Raw genomic sequence first — 19,390 nt, 5'->3', positions numbered from 1 at the left:
TCCCGACCCGCACTTGTCAGGCACCTGGCACCAGCGCCTGACCGCCGACCGCGCGGAGAAAGCCACCCGTGTCGTGGTCAACTCCGTGGTCTTCCACTCCTCCGGACAGAACCTCACCACCTCTGGCACCTACATCGAGATGGCCTCCCGCCTCCTCGAACCCACTCTGCTCGCGCTCGCCGTCCTCGCTGTCCGCAGCCGCATTAAACGCTGACACTCACGACCTGGCTCACCGGCCCGCACAGCACTACCAGGCTTGGACAAACGGAACGCTGCACCGGCGGCCCCTGCTCTGACACACCCCGAGCCCCGGGCCCCGGTGCCGTTTTCACCAACCGAAAGAGACGCGAAGACTGTGCACGTCCGGCTGTACCTGCCTGTGCACATTCGGGTGCACGCCGACACCTGGGTGACCGCGGACTGCGCCTACGGCCAGGCATAGCGGTTGCGCCGCATGCTGGAGGAGGCCGATGTCGGCTACGTCCTGGCTGTGCCCAAGTCGCAGTTCAGCGTCGGCTGTTCACGGACCGAGGGGCTGTTCGCGCAGGCACCGGACGAGGCGTGGGAGAAATTCTCATGCGGCAGCTGCGCGAAGGGGCCCCGCGTCTACCACTGGGCAGCAGTGCGGCTGCCGGCCGTCGCCGAGTTCGACTATCAGGGCGGGGTCCCCATCGAATCCGATGGGCACTGCCCGGCGCAGCATCAACAGGCCCGACGAGATCGCCTATGCACCGCTTCAAGTCACCGTCCAGGAGCTGGTGCGGGTCGCCGGCACACGTTGGGCGATCCAGGAGTTCTTCCAGGACGCGAAGAACGAATGCGGCCTGGATCAGTACGAAGTCCGCCGCTACATGGGCTGGTATCGGCATCACCTTGGCCATGCTCGCGCACGCCTTCCTGTCCGATACGGCACACCAGCCCTGGGAAAAGGGGGCGGAACAGATGCGACAGTCGGGACCGTCGGGCTCACAGTGGCGGAGGTTCGTCGACTCCTGGCAGCTTGTCGCGCCCGCCCCCCGTAACTGAGCGGACACCGCGGACGACACCACGCGCTGAGCTGGTCGAACTGGCGCCGCCGACGTCAAGCAGTCGCCCGCCGCTGTCACTACCTGCGGCGTTGTCGCACGATCGAGGGGCGGTCTGCGTGAGACCGCCCCCGCACGACCGAAGTCCCGCTACACTCCCGCTACCCGGCGAAAGACCAGGTCAGACAGCAAAATCCAGCTGGAGAGCGGTGGTCAGCGCTGGTGGGCCCGTTCGGCGAGCAGCGACGCGGCGACGTGCTTGCGGCTGACCTTGCCGGTCGTCTCGCTGACGGGCAGGGCGTCGATCGTCACGAAGCTGGTGGGCACCTTGTAGGGCGCCAGTCGTTCCCGGGCGAACGAGGAGAGCTCCGCGTCGTTCACGGTGCCACCGGGCCCGGGGACGATCGCGGCGACGACTTCCTGGCCGTACACCGCGTCGGGAAGTCCGACCACGGCGACGTCGCCGATCCCCGGGTGCTCGCGCAGCACACGTTCGACCTCGGCCGGCGAGATGTTGGTGCCCCCGCGGATGATCAGGTCGGAGAGTCGCCCCACGACGTGGACATAGCCGTCCTCGTCGACCCGGACGAGGTCTTGGGTGCGGTACCAGCCGTCCTCGGTCAGCGCGGCCCTGGTCTGCTCCTCGTCGCGCCAGTAGCCGAGCATCACGCCGGGACCGCTCGACAGTGCCTCCCCGACCTCGCCCGGTGCCACGTCATGGCCGTCGGCGTCGACGACACGCAGCAGGGCGCGCGGCACAAGTTTGCCGGCCGAGCCCGGCAGGGGGACCGGGTCCCGCAGGGGGTCGTAGGTGACCAGCGGGAGACACTCGGAGGCACAGTATGCGTCCAGTACCGCGCAGCCGGTCACGGCGCGCCACCGCTCGAAGACCGTCTCGTTGCGCGGCTCGCCACCCGCTATGCACAGCCGCAGCGTCGGAAACCATATGCGGTCCGTGTCCGAGGCCATGTACTCGACGAGCTTGACGAACATGGTGGTGACGCCCGGGAGGAAGGTGACGCCGTGCGTCATGACGGCCTCGGCGATCAGCTCGGGACGCGCGCGCCGCAGCACGACCACCGTCCCTCCGCGCAGCAGTGTGGACAGGGAGGTACTGACCAGTCCGTACATCCAGGCCATCGGCAGCGCTACGGCCGTCACATCAGCGGGACCGAGGTGCCACACCTCGGCATACGTCTCGGCACAGTTGTGGATGGTGTGCGGCGTGACCATGATCGCCTTGGGGCGGCTTGTCGTCCCTGACGAGAAGCAGATCATCGCCAGTTTGTCGGCGACCGGCGCGGGGGTCGGTTCCGCGTCGCGCCGCACCTGTGTGACGTCGAAGTCGACGATCGACGCCGTCGGGGCGGCCGGACCCTGCTCGTCGAGCACGGACAGGTCGACCCGGCCGTCGGTGAGGATGAGCGCGGGGTCGCCGAGCTCCACCGAGTACTGCAGATCGGACGCTCCCGCCGACGGGTACACCGTCACCAGCACTCCCCCGGCACGCCATACCGCGAGCGCCGACGCCAGGTAGTACGCCGAGTTCTCCGCGACGAGGGCGACCCGGTCGCCGCGTTCCAGACCCGCGCTCCGCAGGCTCTCGGCGCGTTGCTCCACCATGGACCACAGTTCGCCGAACGTCACCGTCAAGTCACCGTCGACGATCGCCGGGCGCTCCGCGTACAGTGCTGCGACTGGCTGGAAGGCCGCCAGGTAATCCGTGTACTCCTGTGTGCGTGTCATCGGGGGTCCTTCCCGGTTGCGGCGTTCGTGCCCGGTGTCGCTTGTGCCCGGTGCCCGGTGCCGTGAGGACGCGGTCGCTGCCGCGTTCGTGGTTCGCTGGTCCGGCCCGGCCGCGCCAGCTCGCGTCGTACTCAGTCTCGTGGAGTGACTTGCCGCAGGATCCGTTCGGCCTGCGCGGCCATCTCCTCGACGATCCGGGCGGCCGGCGTGATCTCGTGTACCAACTGCACGGTCTGGCCGGCCGGCATCATGCCGAACTCCAGGTCGCCGTCCTGGTAGCCCGTCTCGACGCGGGTACCCGCGACGGCGTACTGGCCAGGGAAGCCGGCAGTCTGCTCGCCGGAGGTCTCCCACGCGCTCGTCCAGTCGTTGGCGAAGGCGCGCATCCGCTTGCCACTGTAGGAGTAAGTGATCGTCGTGTCCTGGAACCTGCCGTCGATCACCCGCTGCTTGAAGGCGTCGTGCCCGTACGCTTCCGGGCTCGCGATGAAGCGGGTTCCCACCCACACTCCGGCGGCGCCGAGCGTGAGTGCCGCGGCCAGGCCCCGGCCGTCCGCGATGCCGCCCGCCGCCAGGACGGGCTGCTCGACCTCGTCGATCACGGCGGGTACGAGCGTCAGCGTCGACGTGTACCCGGTGTGGCCGCCCGCTTCGAAGCCCTGCGCGACGATGAAGTCGACCCCGGCGGCGCTCGCCTCCCTGGCCTTGCCCACCGACCCGACCAGGGCGAATACCTTGATGCCCCGCTCCTTGCACTCCCGGATGAACCAGTCCGGCGTCGCGAACGTCAGCACCACCGCGGCCGGCGCGGCGTCCAGGACGATCTCCACCTGATCAGCCACGGCACCCGACGTCAGCAGGGACTCCACTCCCGCGAGCTTCGTGCGCTCCTCGGTACTGAGTGACTGCCACAGATCCCGCACGGGAGCCCACTGCTGCTCGTCCTCGGTCGTCAGCGACCCCGGCAGCAGAAGGTTGACGGCGAAGGGCTTGTCCGTTCCCTTCTTGATCTTCTCGATCTCGGCACGCAGCGCGTCCGGCATGTAGCTCACGCCACCCAGGCAGCCCATGCCGCCGGCGTTGCTCACGGCCACCACCAGATCCGCCTGGGCCACGCGTGCCATCCCAGCAGAGCAGATGGGGTGGGAGATGCCGACGACATCGGTCAATGCGGTTCTGATCACGGATCAAACCCTTCACGTCGTGCGGAGGCACATTCGGCGGGCGGCGGGGCGGGGAAGTCCCGGAGCTCGATATCTCTCACGTCCACGCCCCGCAAGTGCGGTGATTCAGGCGAGGTCAGCTCGGCCTTCGTCCCTGGCTGCGGACTCTAAGCAACTCTTCGCCGCGCCAGTAGTGGAATCCTCACGAGGCGCTGACGCAGCCTTTGGGATATCCACCGCCCTTCCAGAAACCGTACAGCCGGGTCCGACGAACGTCTCCGACGGTGTGACCCCGCACTCGTCCTCGCGATGATGAACGATTCGACCGAGACGGACGGCCTCAGCGGCTGGCGGTTCTTCGTGGTCCCGTCCCCCTGTGCGAATGCTGCGGGCGGGGGGCATGCTGGGATGTGTACGGCGTCATGCCCCGCGCGTACCTGGTGGTGGGACGAGGTGGCGTCCCGGACGGTGAGTCGCCATGAAACCCACGGAACTGCTCCGTTTCGCCATGCCGGCGTCAGGAGACACTTGCGCTGTCGCTGTGGTGGCGGCTTCCGGCGAGCTGGACGCATGGGATCCCGGCAGTCGTGGCCTGCTGGGCTTCGAGCCGGCGGACATCGTGGGGCACCGCATCTGGGACCTGTTCGCCGAGCCCGTCCCCGAGGCACTTGTCCGATGTTGGGAGCAGGGCGCGGATTGGACCGGCGAGGCCGTCCTTCGGCAACGGGACGGCAGCACAGCGCCGGTCCTTTTGCATACGCGCCCCTTGCAGGACCGCTCCGGCCAGTTCGTCTGGATCGCCGTCGTGGAGCCCGAGCCGCGCTGGGACGCGGCAGGCCGGCGAATGGGCGCCCCCACGACCGCCGCCGACCCGGCCGAACGGCAGCGGGCGCGCCGTCGGCTGAGCGTCCTGAACGAGGCGAGCGAGCGGATCGGCACCACGCTCGACCTCACCCGTACCGCCGAGGAACTGGCACAGGTGGTCATCGAGCACTTCGCCGACTTCGTTGTGGTCGAGGTCCTGGACCGCGTGCTCATCGGTGAGGAGGCCCGGCGAAGCCGCGACGGCGAGCTGCTCGTCTTCCGACGGGTCGCCCAGGGCTCGGTGCTGCCGGGCTGTCCCGAATCCGTGGTGAACGTCGGGGCACCGCTCACCTACCACGTTCGGTCACCGACGGGACAAGCACTGGCCGCCGGCCGTCCCTTGATCAGCCACGTGGACGCGGAAAACCTCGAGCAATGGGCGGCCGGCAACCCCGCACGGGCAGCCTCGATACAGAAGTACGGGATCCACTCGATTCTCAGCGTGCCGCTGCGGGCCCGGGGCCTGACCCTCGGTGTGACGAACCTGAGCCGCCACCGCACCCGGGAACCGTTCGACGAGGAGGATCTCCTCCTGGCCGAGGAGCTGGCGAGCCGAGCCGCAGTGTGCTTCGACAACGCCCGCCGCTACGCCCGCGAGCGCGCCACCGCTCTGACCCTGCAACGCACTCTGCTACCGGAGCGCGCCCCCCGCCAGGTCGCGAGCGCCATCGAGGTCGCCTCTCGTTATCTGCCCGCCGAGCCGGACGTCGGCATCGGAGGCGACTGGTTCGACGTGATTCCGCTGTCCGGGATGAGAGTGGCACTCGTGGTGGGCGATGTCGTCGGGCACGGCATCCAGGCCTCGGCGACCATGGGGCGGCTCTGTACCGCCGTGCGCACTCTCGCAGATGTGGACATGCCCCCGGACGAGCTGCTGACCCAACTCGACGATCTCGTGTTGCGCCTGGACCGGGACGCGGCGGAGGGGAAAGCCGCCGCCCCTGAGTCAGGCCTGGCGGAGGTGGGTGCCACCTGCCTGTACGCGGTGTACGACCCGGTGTCGGGCCGCTGCTCGATGGCTCGCGCCGGCCATCCCCTTCCCGTCCTGATGACCCCGGACGGCACGGCGAGCTTTCTGGACGTGCCGGCCGGACCACCACTGGGTCTGGGCGGACTGCCGTTTGAAGTAGCGGAGTTCGAGCTCCCGGAGGGGAGCGTGCTCGCGTTCTACACCGACGGCCTGCTGGAGGGGACGGAGCATGACACCGAAGCCGAGCGCACGGTGTTCCACGAGGTCCTCTCCGCGCCGACGCGCGGCCTGCAGGCCGCTTGCGACATGCTGGTGCGGCGGCTGCTCCCCGAACGCCGCACCGACGACGCCGCCGTGCTACTCGCCCGCACAAAGGCCCTCGGCAGCGACCAAGTGGCCGAGTGGCAACCGGGCCCCGAGCCCGCCACAGTCGCCCAGGCACGCAAATGGGCGATCGGAACACTGAAGGACTGGCATCTGCAGGACCTGGAGTTCGTTGCTGAACTGGTCGTCAGTGAGCTGGTCACCAACGCCCTACGGTACGGTCGCCAGCCGGTGCTCCTCCGGCTGATCCGCGGCACCGAACTCATCTGCGAAGTGAGTGACGCCGGCAGCACCGCCCCTCACCTTCGACGTGCGAGGACCTTCGACGAGGGGGGACGAGGCCTGCTGATCGTCGCGCAGCTCACGCAGCGCTGGGGCAGCCGCCCGACCCCCGCCGGCAAGACCATATGGGCGGAGATCCCGCTGACCGTGTGACCTCGACCGCAGGCCGACGTCTGTCAGGTCTGTGACTCCCCACACCTGGCGTTTGTTAACGACCATTAACTAACGTAGCGGCGGGGTCGGCTCCGGCTCCTTGAGCGGTGCGGGCTGCCCCTGGCCTGGTCCGCGTCGTGTACCGGGCGATCAGGAACGAGGAGAGGGACATGCCAGAAACCGTCGGTGGGGTGCCCGGTGAGCTGCTGGACGACCTGGTCGCGGAGTACGACTCCCTGCGGGCGCTCGTTGTTCCCGGAACCGACCTGCGCGCCGCCACCCCGGCTGAGGGCTGGGACGTCGGCGCCGGCGTCGCGCATCTCGCGGGCTGCGACCGGCTGGCTGCCGATGCCCTGGCCCACCCCAACGAGTTCGAACGCGCGCGCCCGCTCACCGATGAAGGGCTCGCTTCTCTCCTCGATGCCCACATCACAGTGCGCCGCGCGCTGTCCGTGGGCGCCCTGCGAGCGGACTGGGCCGAGCAGTTCACGGGCTTGATCACCGCCTTGCGGCTGTCACAGCGTGGCCAGAAGGTTCCGTGGTTCGGTCCGCCGATGAGCCCCGCGACTCTGACGACCGCACGAGTCATGGAGTACTGGGCACACGGCCAGGACATCGCGGACGGTCTGGACATCACGCCGGAGGCCACCGACCGGGTTCGGCATGTGTGCCATCTCGGGTTCGCCACCTTCGGTTTCAGCTTCGCCCACCGCGGTCTCCCTGTCCCGGATGCGGTGCCGCGACTGGAGCTGCGCCTGCCGAGCGGGGTGGCCTGGTCCCGGGGGGGGGCCGACACCCGAACCGATGCTGCCATCAGCGGAGACGCGCTCGAGTTCGCGCTGGTCGTCACCCAGCGGAGAAACCACCGCGACACCTCGCTGGTGGCGCACGGAGACGTCGCGCGGCAGTGGCTCGAGATCGCGCAGTGCTTCGCGGGTCCGCCGGCGCCCGGACGCCCCGCCACAACGGGATGACGGCTCTCCGGTGAGCCCCGGCCCGCGGCTGGATGCACCCGCTGCGCAGAGACCTTTGTGGATCTCACAGAAATCTTTGATCCGGCTGGCAATCATTCTGGACGGACGGTGACGCCCGCCTCGGTAGCGTTCCTGCGAGTGGCCGTCCTCTGTGTCCGGTCGCTCCACCGCTGGCGTCCACCGCGCCCCGGACAGGAAGGAGGGGCTCCGACGTGACTGTCCCTCTGGAGGTCATTTCAAGGATCAAGGCCGTCGGCATACCCGTGGAGACGTCCTTGCTCCGGCGTGCCGCGTACTCCTACGACGCGTCCAACTACCGCGTGCCGCCGGTTGCCGTCGTGTTCCCAAGCAGCGTCGACGATGTCGTCGCTGTCGTGGAGGCCTGCGCCGTAACCGGTACGCCCGTGGTCAGCCGGGGCGGGGGTACGTCGATGGCCGGCAATGCGATCGGCCCCGGCATAGTCCTGGACTTCTCCCGCCACATGAATCGGATCCACACGATCGACGACGCCGCCGGTGTCGCCGATGTCGATCCCGGCGTCGTACTCTCCGTGCTCAGCCGTGAGGCAGAGCACGTCACGGGCGGGGTGCTGACCTTCGCTCCCGACCCGTCCTCGAAGACCCGGGCCACTGTCGGAGGCGCGGTCGGGAACGACGCGTGCGGAAATCACTCGGTGCGATACGGGCGGACGTCGGATCACGTGGTCGAGCTGGATGTCGTGACGTCCGACGGCGCACGGCTCACGGCCTTCGCCGGCGGAGTGCGCGCCACCGATCCCGGGGACGCACACTCGGTCGCCAGAGCCTCCACCCTCGGCGAAAAGCTCAAGGGGCTCGCCCAGGCCAACCTCGGGCCGTTGCGAACCGAACTGGGCCGGATCCAACGGCAGGTGTCGGGCTACCACCTCTCGCACCTTCTGCCCGAGAAGGGCTTCAACGTCGCCCGCGCCCTCGTCGGCTCCGAGGGGACCTGCGCCGTCGTGGTGCGGGCGCGGATGAAGCTCGTCCCGAAGGCCTCGAACCCGCTTCTCGTGTGCCTGGGCTATGCCGATGTAGTCGACGCCGCGCGGGACATCCCCACCATCCTCGAGTTCGGACCTGCCGCCGTCGAAGGCATCGACCAGGCCATCGTGGACACGATGCGGCTGCGCCGCGGCGCGGACTCCGTGCTCGGCCTGCCGGAAGGCAAGGCGTTCCTCTACGTCGACCTGGACGGGGAGCAGCCCGAAGAGGTCAGCGCTGATGCAGCCAGGCTGCTGGAGCGATTGAAGGCCGACGGGCGCCTCGTGGACGGCCGCGCTGTTCCCCACCCCGCCGAGCGGGCGACCCTGTGGCGTGTCCGCGAGGACGGCGCCGGACTGTCCTCGCGGCCGGCGAGCGGTGGGGAGTCCTGGCCGGGATGGGAGGACTCCGCCGTACCCCCCGGCAGCCTCGCCGACTACCTGGCCGACTTCCGGGTGCTGCTGGACGAGCACGGACTGACGGGCATCATGTACGGGCACTTCGGGGCCGGATGCATGCACATCCGCATCACCTACGACCTCCGAACCGAAGCAGGCAGGAAGGTGTACCGGGAGTTCACCGCGGCGGCCGCCGCACTGGTCGTCCGGCACGGAGGCTCGCTCTCCGGAGAACACGGCGACGGGCGGGCCAGGTCCGAGTTCCTCCCGGTCATGTACACCCCTCCGGTGATCGCCGCCTTCGAGGCCTACCGCCGGTACTGGGACGGATCAGGGCTGCTCAATCCAGGGTCGATCACGGAACCGGACCCGATCGACGCGAACCTGGCACTCGCCGGAATCCCCGACCGCGAGTGGCGCACCCACTTCGCCCTCAGCCCCGTCGAGGCACACGACGCGAGGACGGATCCGTGGGTCCACGCCGTGCAGGCGTGCATCGGCGTCGGACGGTGCCGTTCCGACTCCGGTGGCGTGATGTGCCCGAGCTTCAGAGCGACAGGCGACGAGAAGGACTCCACCCGCGGCCGGTCCCGGGTGCTCCAGGACATGGTCCGGGGGTCGCGGAGCATCGACGAGGGGTGGCAGTCGGAGGACGTCCGCGCGGCTCTCGACCTCTGCCTGGCATGCAAGGCCTGCTCACACGACTGCCCCGCGGGCGTTGACATGGCGACCTACAAGGCCGAGTTCTTCTCGCACTATTACGAGGCGCGCAGACGGCCCATGTCGCACTTCTCGCTGGGCTGGCTGCCGCGATGGCTCAAGCTCACGGCGTACATCAGCCCGCTGGTCAACGCGGTCCTCGCCACCCCACTGAGCAAAGCCGTCGCCAGGCTCGGGGGCTTGACGACGGAACGGGCCCTGCCTCGCTTCGCGTCACGCCGGATGCTCCGCGAGCAGCTCGCGCCCTTGAACGGTTCGGGACCTGCCGACGTGGTCCTGTTCGTGGACTCCTTCACGAAGGGCTTCCGGCCCGAGGTGGCTGGTGCCGCCGCGCGGGTCGCCGCCGACACGGGCCGACAGGTGACATGTGAGACCGACGCATGTTGCGGGCTGACCTGGATCTCGACGGGCCAGCTCGACACCGCCAGGAAGACTCTTTCGCGTACCGTCACGAAACTCGACGACGGCACGGACACTCCTATCGTCGTCATCGAACCGAGCTGCGCGGCAGCGCTCAAGAAGGAAGCACCCGAGCTCCTGGGCACAGAGGCCGCCCAGCGGGTGTCCTCTCGGATCCGCAGTTTCGCGGAAGCGGTCAAGGAATGGGCCGACGGCGGGTGGGATCCACCGGCGGTGCCCTCCTCGGTGACCGTGCAGACGCACTGCCACGAATACTCGACCTTCGGCGCCGCCGTCCAGCGCAAGGCACTCGCGGCACTCGGGGTGGACGACGTCGTCGAGGCCACAGGATGCTGCGGCGTCGCCGGGAACTTCGGTTTCGAGGCCGAGCACTACGACATCTCGATGAAGGTCGCACAGCAGGCCCTGGCACCCGCCCTCGCGAGCACCGGTCCGGGCGTCCCCGTCCTCGCGGACGGCTTCAGCTGCACCATACAGGTGAAGCAACTCGCCCCCGGCAGACGGGGTCTGCACATCGCCGAACTCATCGATCCGGCAGCGGAGCGAGACGTTCGGGGCGCGAATGACTGACGGGTCCGTCGCCGGCCGGCGTTCACTTGTCGGTGGGCGGGTTCTCCACGTCTCAGCTGTCCGATGGTCCTGCCCTCGGCGCCTTCGGCCCCTGCGCCGGGAATTCTCACAGCGGGAGGCCCTGGCTCTCGTGATGCTCCTACTGGCTCCTCGGACAGCAAGCCGCCTAGCGTGGCTCCAACAGAAGGGTCGACAGACGGCATCCGCCTGAGCCGCCGCCATCGAGCCCGGCGACGGGATGACCAACGTCCAGCAGGTAAGCGCTCCCTGTCCGACGAGCGCGAGGTCTTGCCCAGCCGAACCCTTCGCCGCCCTGCCCACGCGTTCCTGACGGTCGACCAGCCCCCAGAACGCCCAACGAACGGGCGGCCCACCAAACGGTGGCGTCCATGCCGATAAAACTGAGGAGTCCTTGACCATGTCGACACTCAAGGTGGCCACGACGCAGTTCCAACTGCGGGCCGAGCGCAGCCTCGAAGGATTCCTCACACACGTCGAGGACAGCGTCCGGCAGGCTGCCGAGCAGGGGGCCGAACTCATTCTCTTCCCCGAACTCGCCAGCACCGGCCTCCTGGCCGGCATCGACGGCCATGTCGTGACGACAGCGACGATCAGCTCCGACTACTGGAACGAGCTTCCGCCTCTGCTGGAACCCCTGATCGAGGGCTTGCGACAGCTGGCGTCCCGGTACGACATCGTGCTCGTGGGCGGCAGCCACAACCGTCTCGCCGAGGACGGAACCCTCCGCAACACCGCGTACGTCGTGCACCCGGACGGACGCGTCGAGACTCAGGACAAGCTGCACCTCACTCCGCAGGAGCACGACCTCGGCGCCCGTGGCGGTGACGGGCTGCTCGTCACCCGGGTCGGTCCCTTCACGGTCGGCGTGCTCGTCTGCGCCGACATCCAGTTCCCCGAACTAAGCCGTTATCTGGCGCACCAGGGCGTCGACATGATCCTTTGCCCGTCGCTGACCTGGAACCGGCGGGGTGTCCACCGGGTGCGCACCGGCTGTGAGGCCCGGGCGATCGAGAATCAGCTGTACGTGGTCCACTCCCCTCTCGTCGGCAACAACGGCCTGCCGACGGACGCGCCCATGTATGCCGTTGGTCAGGCTCTTGTCACCGGCCCCGTCGACAAGACGGTGGGACGCAACGACGGAATCATGGGCATCACGCGCTCGACCGAGGGCGACGAGATGCTCGTCGTAGAGCTGGACCACGACCTGCTGATGGCCTCGCGCGCCAACCCCGAAGCGCCGGGCCTCAAGTTCCAGCGCCCCGACCTCTACGCCAAGTTGGCGGCGGAGATGCGAGCCTGACGACGAGGAGCTGCGCGCGCGGCGACGTGCGTACTGATACGGCCCGTAGAGTTCGGCGACGGCGTACAGGTCTGCGTCCATCTCGCGGCGCGGTGCGTCCATTCGTGACCCCCTTCCCGGCGGACGGCTTCGCCACCCGTGACCCCGCCGTTGTCGCGGATAAACGATGCGGACAACTGCGAGGCGCAGAAACGTAGTTCGTCCACGGTCCGGCCGCCGGGTGCGGGTGCGCCTCGCTCAACGGACCCCTTCCCACAGGCTCCGCTCGGGGCCGTCGGCCCGCCGCGTGGTCCGCCACTCCGGGCCGACGTACTGAACGGTCGGGCTCCCCGGCGTGTAGCAGAGCCAGCGGGGGTAGCCGTCGCGCCCGAACGAGACCCACGCGGCCTGCGCGTCCTGGGCGAGCGCGCGAACCGCCTCGTCCTCCTCACAGACGCCGAACGCGCCGTAGTCGCCGCGGCCTACGGCGTCGAACACGAAGGGCAGCTCCAGCCCGTGGCAGGCGCCGAGGCAGCCGTCCGCGACGGGCGAGCGCCAGGTGAACTCGTACCGCCAGGTGCGGCCGCCGGACACCGCGGCGTGCGCGGCGACGTGCAGTGGGGACGGCGAACCTAGTCGGTGCCGATCGCCGAGAGCAGTTCGCCGGGGCCGGCGCCGCGCCCGGCCTCCCGGTACGCGGCGACGAGCCGCTCCGGGTCGGGGTGCAGCGCCGCCACCGTGGCGCGCCAGGGCGTCATCGGTCACCGGCGCGGCAGGCATCATCACCAGGTACAGGTTCATCTCGTCGCTGTTGCTGCCGACCAGGAGGTCGACACCGGCCGCCGCACCCGCGGCGACGGCGTCCACCGGCTGGGCGCGCAGCAGGTCGCCGTCGACGACGGGGCCGACCTTGCTCATGCCCATCATCGGATCGCGCAGCCCGTCGACCGCCAGGTCCCGGGGGGCGGCCGCCAACCCTGCCAGGGCGGCGACGAGCTTCTCGTCTGGGATTCCGGCGAGGCCCGCCGCGGTGCCGGGCACGCCGAGTCGGTCGGCGAGTGCGGCGGTGACGAGCCGCGCCTGACTCCGGCTCAACGCGTGCGAGGCGCCGCCGCTCTGGCTGACCGCCCGGCGGAGCAGCTCCGCGGGCGCGGCAGCCAGCAGCGCGCCCACGCTCAGTGCCGGCGGACTCGCCGAACACCGTGACGTTGTCCGGGTCGCCACCGAAGGCCGTGACGTGCCCCCGTAAACGACAGCGAGCCAGTTGATCGCGCGGGCAGCAGTTGTCGGGGGCGTCGGGCAGGTGCAGGAAACCGGGGGCCGCGCCGGTCCCGCCGGTGAAGGAGCCGCCGCGGACGAAGACCATGACCTGCAGGCCGGCGGCGCCGGGGTCGGGCGTCCAGACCTTGAGGTTCAGGTAGTCGTCGCCAGGCAGCCAGCAGGGGCCGCGGACGGCCGTCAGGTCGGGCGCGTCGGGCAGGTGCGACAGGTCTGGCACACGTCACCGGTGACTGGGTCTTCGACGCGGTGCGCGGTGTCCGTCCCCCAGCACACGCGTGTTGCGCGGGGCGGGATCAGACAGCGGCCGGGTCGGACCAGCAGTCTGCTATGTCCGAAAGAGGCGCGAACCAGACCTCGTCCCGTCCGGCGACGTTTTCGAGGAACTTCTCGAGCATCATGAAATGGTGCGCCCGCGCGATCGTCTGGGGATGCACGGTCAGGGCGAAGACGCCGCCGGGGCAGCGCTCGTAGGCGAAGGTGAACTGGTCGGTCCACCGCTGGAGCACCACGTCCGTCGACTGCATGCCGACGCTACGCGGGAGATTCTCCAGCGGAGGGAAGTCGTCGAGGTACCAGGAAACGGGGATCTCCAGCAGGCGGCTGGGCGGGCCGAAGGTGTTGCCGTTCTCGTGGTCGAGCGTGGTGACCACGCGTGGGTGGTAGGGCTCGAAGTCGCGGCCCATCAGTGACGAGTCCCAGTCGAAGCCGTACTCCTCCAGGAGGTCGAGCGTCTGGTCGGTGATGTCCCAGGCCGGGGAACGGTAGCCGCGTGGCCTGGCGCCGAGGAGCTGTTCGTGCTGCTTGACCTGCAGTTCCAGCAGACGGCGTTCCTCGGCCGGCTCCAGCCGGGTGATCTGTTCGTGGTAGACGCCGTGGGCGGCGATCTCGTGGCCGTGCTCGAGGATCAGGTCGCACTGGGCACGGAACGTCTGGATGGTGTGCGTGGGCGTGCACCAAGTAGTGCGGATGCCGTGAGCGGCGAAGAGGTCAAGGAGCCGGGGAACGCCGACGAGAGCGCCGAACTCGCCGCGCGAGAGGTGGCTCTGCGAGGCCGACTTGAAGGTGCCCATCCAAACGCTGTGTGCGTCGAAGTCGGCACCGATCGACACGGCCAGGCGTTTTCCGGGAGGCAGGGTCAATGGCACGGGAACTCCCCCAAGAGGTTGTGTCGGATCCGGACGGTGCGCCCGGGCGCGCCGGACGCGGACATGCAGCCCGGGACCGTCGTGTTCGCGTCACTCCGGTCCGCACCGGTCGAGGTTCTGCTCCGGGCCGGTGCGACAGGCCTTCGGCCACGCTTCAGCCAAGGGGAGCCGACGTGGCGGCCCGTCGCGTCAAGAGCCCGCACACCCTCCATGTCGGCCTCCCTTCCGCGCCACAAGGTGGTGCCGGTCGTATGACGTTCCAGCCGCACCTTCACGTTAGTCGGCGCCTGGTCGGCGAGCCCATGGGAGCCATGCCGAAGATCACCCACGTCCTTGCGTCCTCTCACGAATCGGCTGAGGCCACGTCGCGGGAGAGGACGTCGGCGATCGCCGCTGGGAGGGGCCGTGCCGCCGCCTGTGCGGCATCGACGTTCACGTAAGCAATGAGGATTTTCGCCAGCTGTGTGCCGTCCCTCATGACGGTGTGCTCGAGCGCGAAGCTGGTTCGGCCGACCCGCGGGCATGTCACATGGAAGTCGAGGACATCGTCGAAGAACGCCGGCGCCTGGAACGAGAGCTGAACGCTCACCACCGACGGATCCACGCCCTTGGCGTTGAGGTCGCCGTAACTGAAGCCCAGATGGCGGAAGAACTCCGTCATGGCGACGTCGGCGATCTCCAGGTAGCGGCTGTTGAAGAGGTACGACTGGGCGTCCGTCTCGTGGTAACGGACGCGGTGTGTGTGGACGAAGGTCACGACGCGCTCCCCACGGCGCGCGGCTTCCCGGCCAGGCACTGGCGGTGGCCCTCGCCTGTCGTCGGCGTGTCGGTCACTGCTGCCTCTGGAACATGACGACCCACTGTCCGTCCTGGCACACCTCGTCCCGCTGGTTGACCACCTGCACATCGAAGATGACCACACCGCGGTCCGGCTTGGACGAAGACGGCCGCAGCTCGGCGACCTGCTGGTGGACCCTGATAGTGTCGCCGATCCGCACCGGCGCCCTGAGGTTCCAGTTCATACCGAGGAACGCGATCGCGGTGCCGTCCTTGATGCCCAGACGGGATTCCAGGCCGGTCGCCACGGCGAACACTCCGGGGCCCTGGAAGATGCGCCCACCGAACTGGGTCTTCTTCGAGAACTCCTCATCGGTGTGCAGCGGGTTGAAGTCGCCGGAGATCCCGGAGAACGCCACCAGGTCCGCCTCGGTGATCGTGCGGGCCGGCGTCACCCAGGTCTGGCCCAGGGAGAAGTCGTCAAAGTAAAGCCCCGTCGCGCCGGCTGTCGCTTTCAACAGGCTCATCGCCACCAGCTTTCGTTCGTGGTCCATCGCCGCCAACGGCGTTCCCGAGCGAGTCTGGCCGCCACCGACAGACAGGACCATCGGCCCGATTACCAAAGTTCCTTGAGCCTGACTGAACATTTCCGAAGGGTCCGGCGGAGGAGGACCACCGGCACGCACGACGGCGGCCGACATCTGAGGCAGGGGCCGGGCAGCACCCGCGCGCGAGTCAGCCAACCTCCGGTCGACGACGGGGCGGAGGGCGTCGGCCGCACTGTTGAGATCGATCCCGGCTCGCAGGGCCCTGACGACTTCGGCCTTCTAGCCAGGCGTGCGGGTGCGCTCCTCCCCCGCCACTCCGACCCTCGACGTGGGTTGGGTACGTAAAATGATACGTTCGTACCTAATAACGGACCCGTCCTCTGTAGCGTTTCGTCGACCATGTTCGGCACGGGTCCAGCCCCCGAGAGTGAAGCCGCAGGTCGTCCGGATGTCGACCACACCCCTGAAAGGTGAAGGCAATGATCAGAGCACTGATGGTGGGAGCCTTCGACGATCACGCCGCCATCACCGTGGCCGAGCGCATGATCCCAGCTCCCTCACCAAGTCGCCCAGTCCTCGTGGACGTGACGGCGGCCGCCCTCGGTTTCCCTGACGCTCTCGTCGCACGAGGGCTGTACCAGCTCAAGCCCCACCTTCCGTTCGTCCCCGGTATGGAGGTGTACGGCACGGTGCGATCGGCACCGGACGACTCGTCGTGGTCCGAAGGTCAGGCAGTCGTCGCCCTGACGGGCGCGTACGGCGGGTGTGCGGAAGTGGTGGCGGTGCCTGAAGCGTGGGTCTACCCCGCACCGGCGGGTCTGGAGCCCACCGCCGCGGCAGCGAGCATCGTCAACTTCCATACCGCCTACTTCGCCCTTGTCCGCAGAGCGCGATTGCAACGTGGTGAACGGGTGATCGTGCACGGCGCCTGCGGCGGACTGGGAAACGCCGCAGCACAACTGGCCCTGGCGCTGGGGGCCGAAGTGGTCTCCGTCGGCCGGGGAGACGGCCCGCCCGCCAACTGGCCCCCGACCGGCGGACGCCACACATGGATCAGCCGCGCGGACGACTGGCCCGAACGCGTACGCGCAGCCGTCGGTCGAACCGGCGGCGATGTGATCATCGACCCTGTCGGCGGTGCACAGACCAGGGAGAACCTTCGGCTGCTCGCACCAGAGGGACGACTCATCTCGGTCGGATTCGCCTCGGGCGAGATCCCGGAGGTGGCGTTCAACCGTCTCCTCCTTCGCAACATCACGGTCGCAGGAGCCGCGTGGCGTGAGTTCGTCACCGAGAACGATCCGTCCTACGGCCTCGAGATCGCTCACCGGCTGGATCCCCTCTTCCAGGACGGCAGCCTGCGGTCCCTACCGTCCGCCACCTGCACCCTCGCCCAGGCTCCCGACGCTCTACGTGACCTGATCGAGGGGACCCGGCGCGGTCGGGTCGTCGTAATGTGCGGAGCCGCCTGATGGGCTACTACCTGGAAGACTTCCAGGTCGGTGACGTCTTTCGCACCCAAGGACGCACGATCACCGAGTCCGACATCATCTCCTTCGCCAACCTGACCTGGGACACCAACCCAGCGCACACCGACAAGGAGTTCGCGAAGCAGAGCCGGTTCGGCACGACGATCGCCCACGGGATGCTCGGCATCTCGGCAGCGATGGGCCTCGCGTCGACACTCAGTGTCTTCGAAGGCACCTCGATCGCGCTCCTGGCCGTCGAGGACTGGAAGTTCCAGGCGCCCGTATTCGCCGGCGACAGCATCACATGTGACATCGAGATCGTATCGACGCGCAGAACGAGCAGCGGCACGGCTGGCGTGCTCGGGCGCCGATTCCGCATCTCGAACCAGAAGGGAACCGTCGTCCAGACGGGGTGCATCAGTCCGCTGATCGCGGCGCGCCCGTGAGCCTGCGGCTTTCCCGCCGAGCGTTCCCCGGCCCAATTCCTTGGCCTGCGAGCGCAGTTGGGCCCTCGGCAAAACATGACCATCTCGGCGTTTAGCGCGACGGCGAGTACGGCGGCAGAAAGTGCAGCTCAATCCGGTTCGGGTGATCTGTCGGCCGTGCAGCAGGGCAGGCGCGCCCGCGAGGAGGACTGACGCCTGGGCCTGCCCACTTCCCACTGTCCCCTGCTGACCACCCCTTGTCCGTCTCGTACGAACCGAAATACCCATCCTCGGGAAATAGTGGCCGGTGAGGCCCGCACAGCCGGTCCGTCGGCGCCGCTCAGCACCAGGAGTGCCCACATGCGCGGCGCCGATGCGGCCGGCCACAGCATCCATGAAGGGAAAACGGAATGAGCGTCAGGAAGCGATCGGCGAGGCCGTTCTTGAGCTGGAGAAGTCCTTCAACGAGAGGTGGAGCGTCGGCGCCAACCGGGGGTACCTCGACAACTACGCCGAGGAGATCAGTTGCTTCGATCGTGTTCTGAAGGAACTGATCGTGGGTCGTGACACGGTCATCGCTCACATCGAGTCGCTCTACTCGAACCCGCACATCGTGCGGAACGAGTACCGCAACCCCGTGGTGAACGTCAACGACAGTGGTGATTTCGCGGTCCTGGCCTACAACCTCGACACGTACGTGCTCGACGACAACGGCAAAGAGCGGCAGCTCCGTGCATGGAACGCCACAGAGGCCTACCGGCTGATCGACGGTGAGTGGCGCATCCTGCACTCCCACTGGGCGTTTACTCAGACCGCGACAGAGGCGGTCGCGTCCTGACCTGAGGGAGCGCCTGCGCGACAGGTGTGCGGAAGGGGTCGGGCTCCGGCCGGATGACAGGACCATAGGTGCCGTGGCATGAGGGCCGGTACTGGAGGTCCGGCTAACGCAAGGATGGTCGCCATCCCCTCAGCCCCGGCCGGGGGACGGCCGCAGCACTCTCCTGAGCGGGGCGACCCCACCGGCCTTCTCACCTCACCGGCACCGCGCCGACAGGCCGCCATCGACTGGGAGGCAGACGCCGTTGACATAGGCCGCCGCGTCGCTGGCCAGGAACACAGCCGCATGCGCGACATCCCAGGGGCTGCCCATGCGTCCGGTCGGACTGGCAGCGTGACGGGCCTCAAGAGCTTCTGGATCGTCAGTGATCTGCTGGGTGACCAAAGGGGTGTCAATAAGGCCGGGCAATACGGCATTCGCGCGGATGCCGCGGGCGGCGTAGGTGAGAGCCAACGACACGGTCAGTTGATTCACCGCGGCCTTCGCCCCGCTGTAGACCGGGTAGACGTAGCCGGTGTCCCGAATGCTCGCGACGGACGAGACGTTGGTGATGACACCCCTCCCGGCGTCGAGCATCGATGGCAGCACATGACGTGTCGTGAGGTAGGCGCTGGTCAGATTGACGCGCAAGCCCGCCTCCCAGCCGTCCAGCCCGAGCTCGAGCACGGAACCGGTGCGCGCGACGCCCACGTTGTTGTGGAGAACATGCGGCACACCGAGTTCCGCCACCACTGTGCGCACCGCGGCCGCGACCTGGTCCTCGTCGGTGACATCGGCGGTGACGGCGAGGGCGGTGCCGCCGGTAGCGGTGATCTTCTTGGCAACCCGATCGGCCTCATCGGCGACCAGATCCACCACGGCGACGAGTGCTCCGGCCGCAGCGTACGCCCGGGCGGCTGCCTCGCCGTTGCTGAGTCCGGCACCCGATGACCCCGCTCCGAATACCACGGCCACGCGGCCGCTGAGTTCGTGCACCGTGCTCACCGCACCCCACCC

General features: G+C 68.6%; 13 protein-coding genes and 2 pseudogenes. 8 read left to right on the top strand and 7 right to left on the bottom strand.

Annotation, left to right across the window (positions count from 1 at the left end; all coding sequences use genetic code 11):
- Positions 1-214 (top strand): annotated as a pseudogene (locus tag ABZ855_RS45650) (pentapeptide repeat-containing protein); the annotation flags it as partial.
- A gap of 1,024 nt (positions 215-1,238) precedes the next feature.
- On the opposite strand, the gene ABZ855_RS45645 reads toward ABZ855_RS45650, so the two are convergent.
- Entirely contained in the window at positions 1,239-2,771 is a 1,533-nt protein-coding gene (locus ABZ855_RS45645; protein ID WP_360819093.1) for a class I adenylate-forming enzyme family protein, read from the bottom strand.
- Positions 2,772-2,902: 131 nt separating this feature from the next.
- The gene (locus ABZ855_RS45640; RefSeq protein ID WP_360819090.1) at positions 2,903-3,955 is read right to left on the bottom strand and encodes a nitronate monooxygenase; all 1,053 of its coding nucleotides are present in this window, start codon (positions 3,953-3,955) and stop codon (positions 2,903-2,905) included.
- Positions 3,956-4,412: 457 nt separating this feature from the next.
- Here ABZ855_RS45640 and ABZ855_RS45635 point away from each other — a divergent pair, with 457 nt between their 5' ends.
- The 4 genes from ABZ855_RS45635 to ABZ855_RS45620 all read left to right on the top strand — a co-directional run bounded on the left by ABZ855_RS45635 (position 4,413) and on the right by ABZ855_RS45620 (position 11,932).
- A complete protein-coding gene (locus tag ABZ855_RS45635) occupies positions 4,413-6,527 on the top strand; it encodes a SpoIIE family protein phosphatase (RefSeq protein WP_360819087.1) in 2,115 nt (704 codons plus the stop codon).
- Between the two features lie 170 nt (positions 6,528-6,697).
- Entirely contained in the window at positions 6,698-7,501 is an 804-nt protein-coding gene (locus ABZ855_RS45630; protein ID WP_360819084.1) for a TIGR03084 family metal-binding protein, read from the top strand.
- A gap of 212 nt (positions 7,502-7,713) precedes the next feature.
- Entirely contained in the window at positions 7,714-10,611 is a 2,898-nt protein-coding gene (locus ABZ855_RS45625) for an FAD-binding and (Fe-S)-binding domain-containing protein (protein WP_360819081.1), read from the top strand.
- A gap of 418 nt (positions 10,612-11,029) precedes the next feature.
- The gene (locus ABZ855_RS45620) at positions 11,030-11,932 is read left to right on the top strand and encodes a nitrilase-related carbon-nitrogen hydrolase (protein WP_360819078.1); all 903 of its coding nucleotides are present in this window, start codon (positions 11,030-11,032) and stop codon (positions 11,930-11,932) included.
- Positions 11,933-12,169: 237 nt separating this feature from the next.
- On the opposite strand, the pseudogene ABZ855_RS45615 reads toward ABZ855_RS45620, so the two are convergent.
- From ABZ855_RS45615 to ABZ855_RS45600, 4 genes and pseudogenes are all read right to left on the bottom strand, one after another.
- Positions 12,170-13,277: pseudogene (locus ABZ855_RS45615) on the bottom strand (carboxylesterase family protein).
- A gap of 208 nt (positions 13,278-13,485) precedes the next feature.
- Positions 13,486-14,337 carry a polysaccharide deacetylase gene (locus ABZ855_RS45610; protein WP_360819074.1) on the bottom strand — a complete coding sequence of 284 codons (852 nt, stop codon included), beginning with the start codon at positions 14,335-14,337 and terminating at the stop codon, positions 13,486-13,488.
- 343 nt (positions 14,338-14,680) lie between these two features.
- The gene (locus ABZ855_RS45605) at positions 14,681-15,094 is read right to left on the bottom strand and encodes a thioesterase family protein (RefSeq protein ID WP_360819071.1); all 414 of its coding nucleotides are present in this window, start codon (positions 15,092-15,094) and stop codon (positions 14,681-14,683) included.
- 73 nt (positions 15,095-15,167) lie between these two features.
- The gene (locus ABZ855_RS45600) at positions 15,168-15,815 is read right to left on the bottom strand and encodes a MaoC/PaaZ C-terminal domain-containing protein (protein WP_360819068.1); all 648 of its coding nucleotides are present in this window, start codon (positions 15,813-15,815) and stop codon (positions 15,168-15,170) included.
- Between the two features lie 326 nt (positions 15,816-16,141).
- Here ABZ855_RS45600 and ABZ855_RS45595 point away from each other — a divergent pair, with 326 nt between their 5' ends.
- From ABZ855_RS45595 to ABZ855_RS45585, 3 genes are all read left to right on the top strand, one after another.
- Positions 16,142-17,134, top strand: coding sequence for an NADPH:quinone oxidoreductase family protein (locus ABZ855_RS45595; RefSeq protein ID WP_360819065.1), 993 nt, complete (start codon positions 16,142-16,144; stop codon positions 17,132-17,134).
- Positions 17,134-17,577, top strand: a complete 444-nt coding sequence (locus ABZ855_RS45590) for a MaoC/PaaZ C-terminal domain-containing protein (RefSeq protein ID WP_360819062.1) — start codon at positions 17,134-17,136, stop codon at positions 17,575-17,577. The genes ABZ855_RS45595 and ABZ855_RS45590 overlap by 1 nt, the downstream gene beginning before the upstream one ends.
- 373 nt (positions 17,578-17,950) lie before the next feature.
- Positions 17,951-18,394 carry a nuclear transport factor 2 family protein gene (locus tag ABZ855_RS45585; protein ID WP_360819059.1) on the top strand — a complete coding sequence of 148 codons (444 nt, stop codon included), beginning with the start codon at positions 17,951-17,953 and terminating at the stop codon, positions 18,392-18,394.
- A 195-nt stretch (positions 18,395-18,589) separates the two neighbouring features.
- Here the strand turns inward: ABZ855_RS45585 and ABZ855_RS45580 are convergent, their stop codons facing one another.
- Complete coding sequence (locus ABZ855_RS45580) at positions 18,590-19,378, bottom strand: SDR family oxidoreductase (RefSeq protein ID WP_360819056.1); 789 nt, start codon at positions 19,376-19,378, stop codon at positions 18,590-18,592.
- Positions 19,379-19,390: the final 12 nt, after the last annotated feature.

This window comes from Streptomyces sp. NPDC047042 (assembly GCF_040644035.1).
Lineage (GTDB): Bacteria > Actinomycetota > Actinomycetes > Streptomycetales > Streptomycetaceae > Streptomyces.
This window is presented reverse-complemented; position numbering and strand designations above follow the sequence as displayed.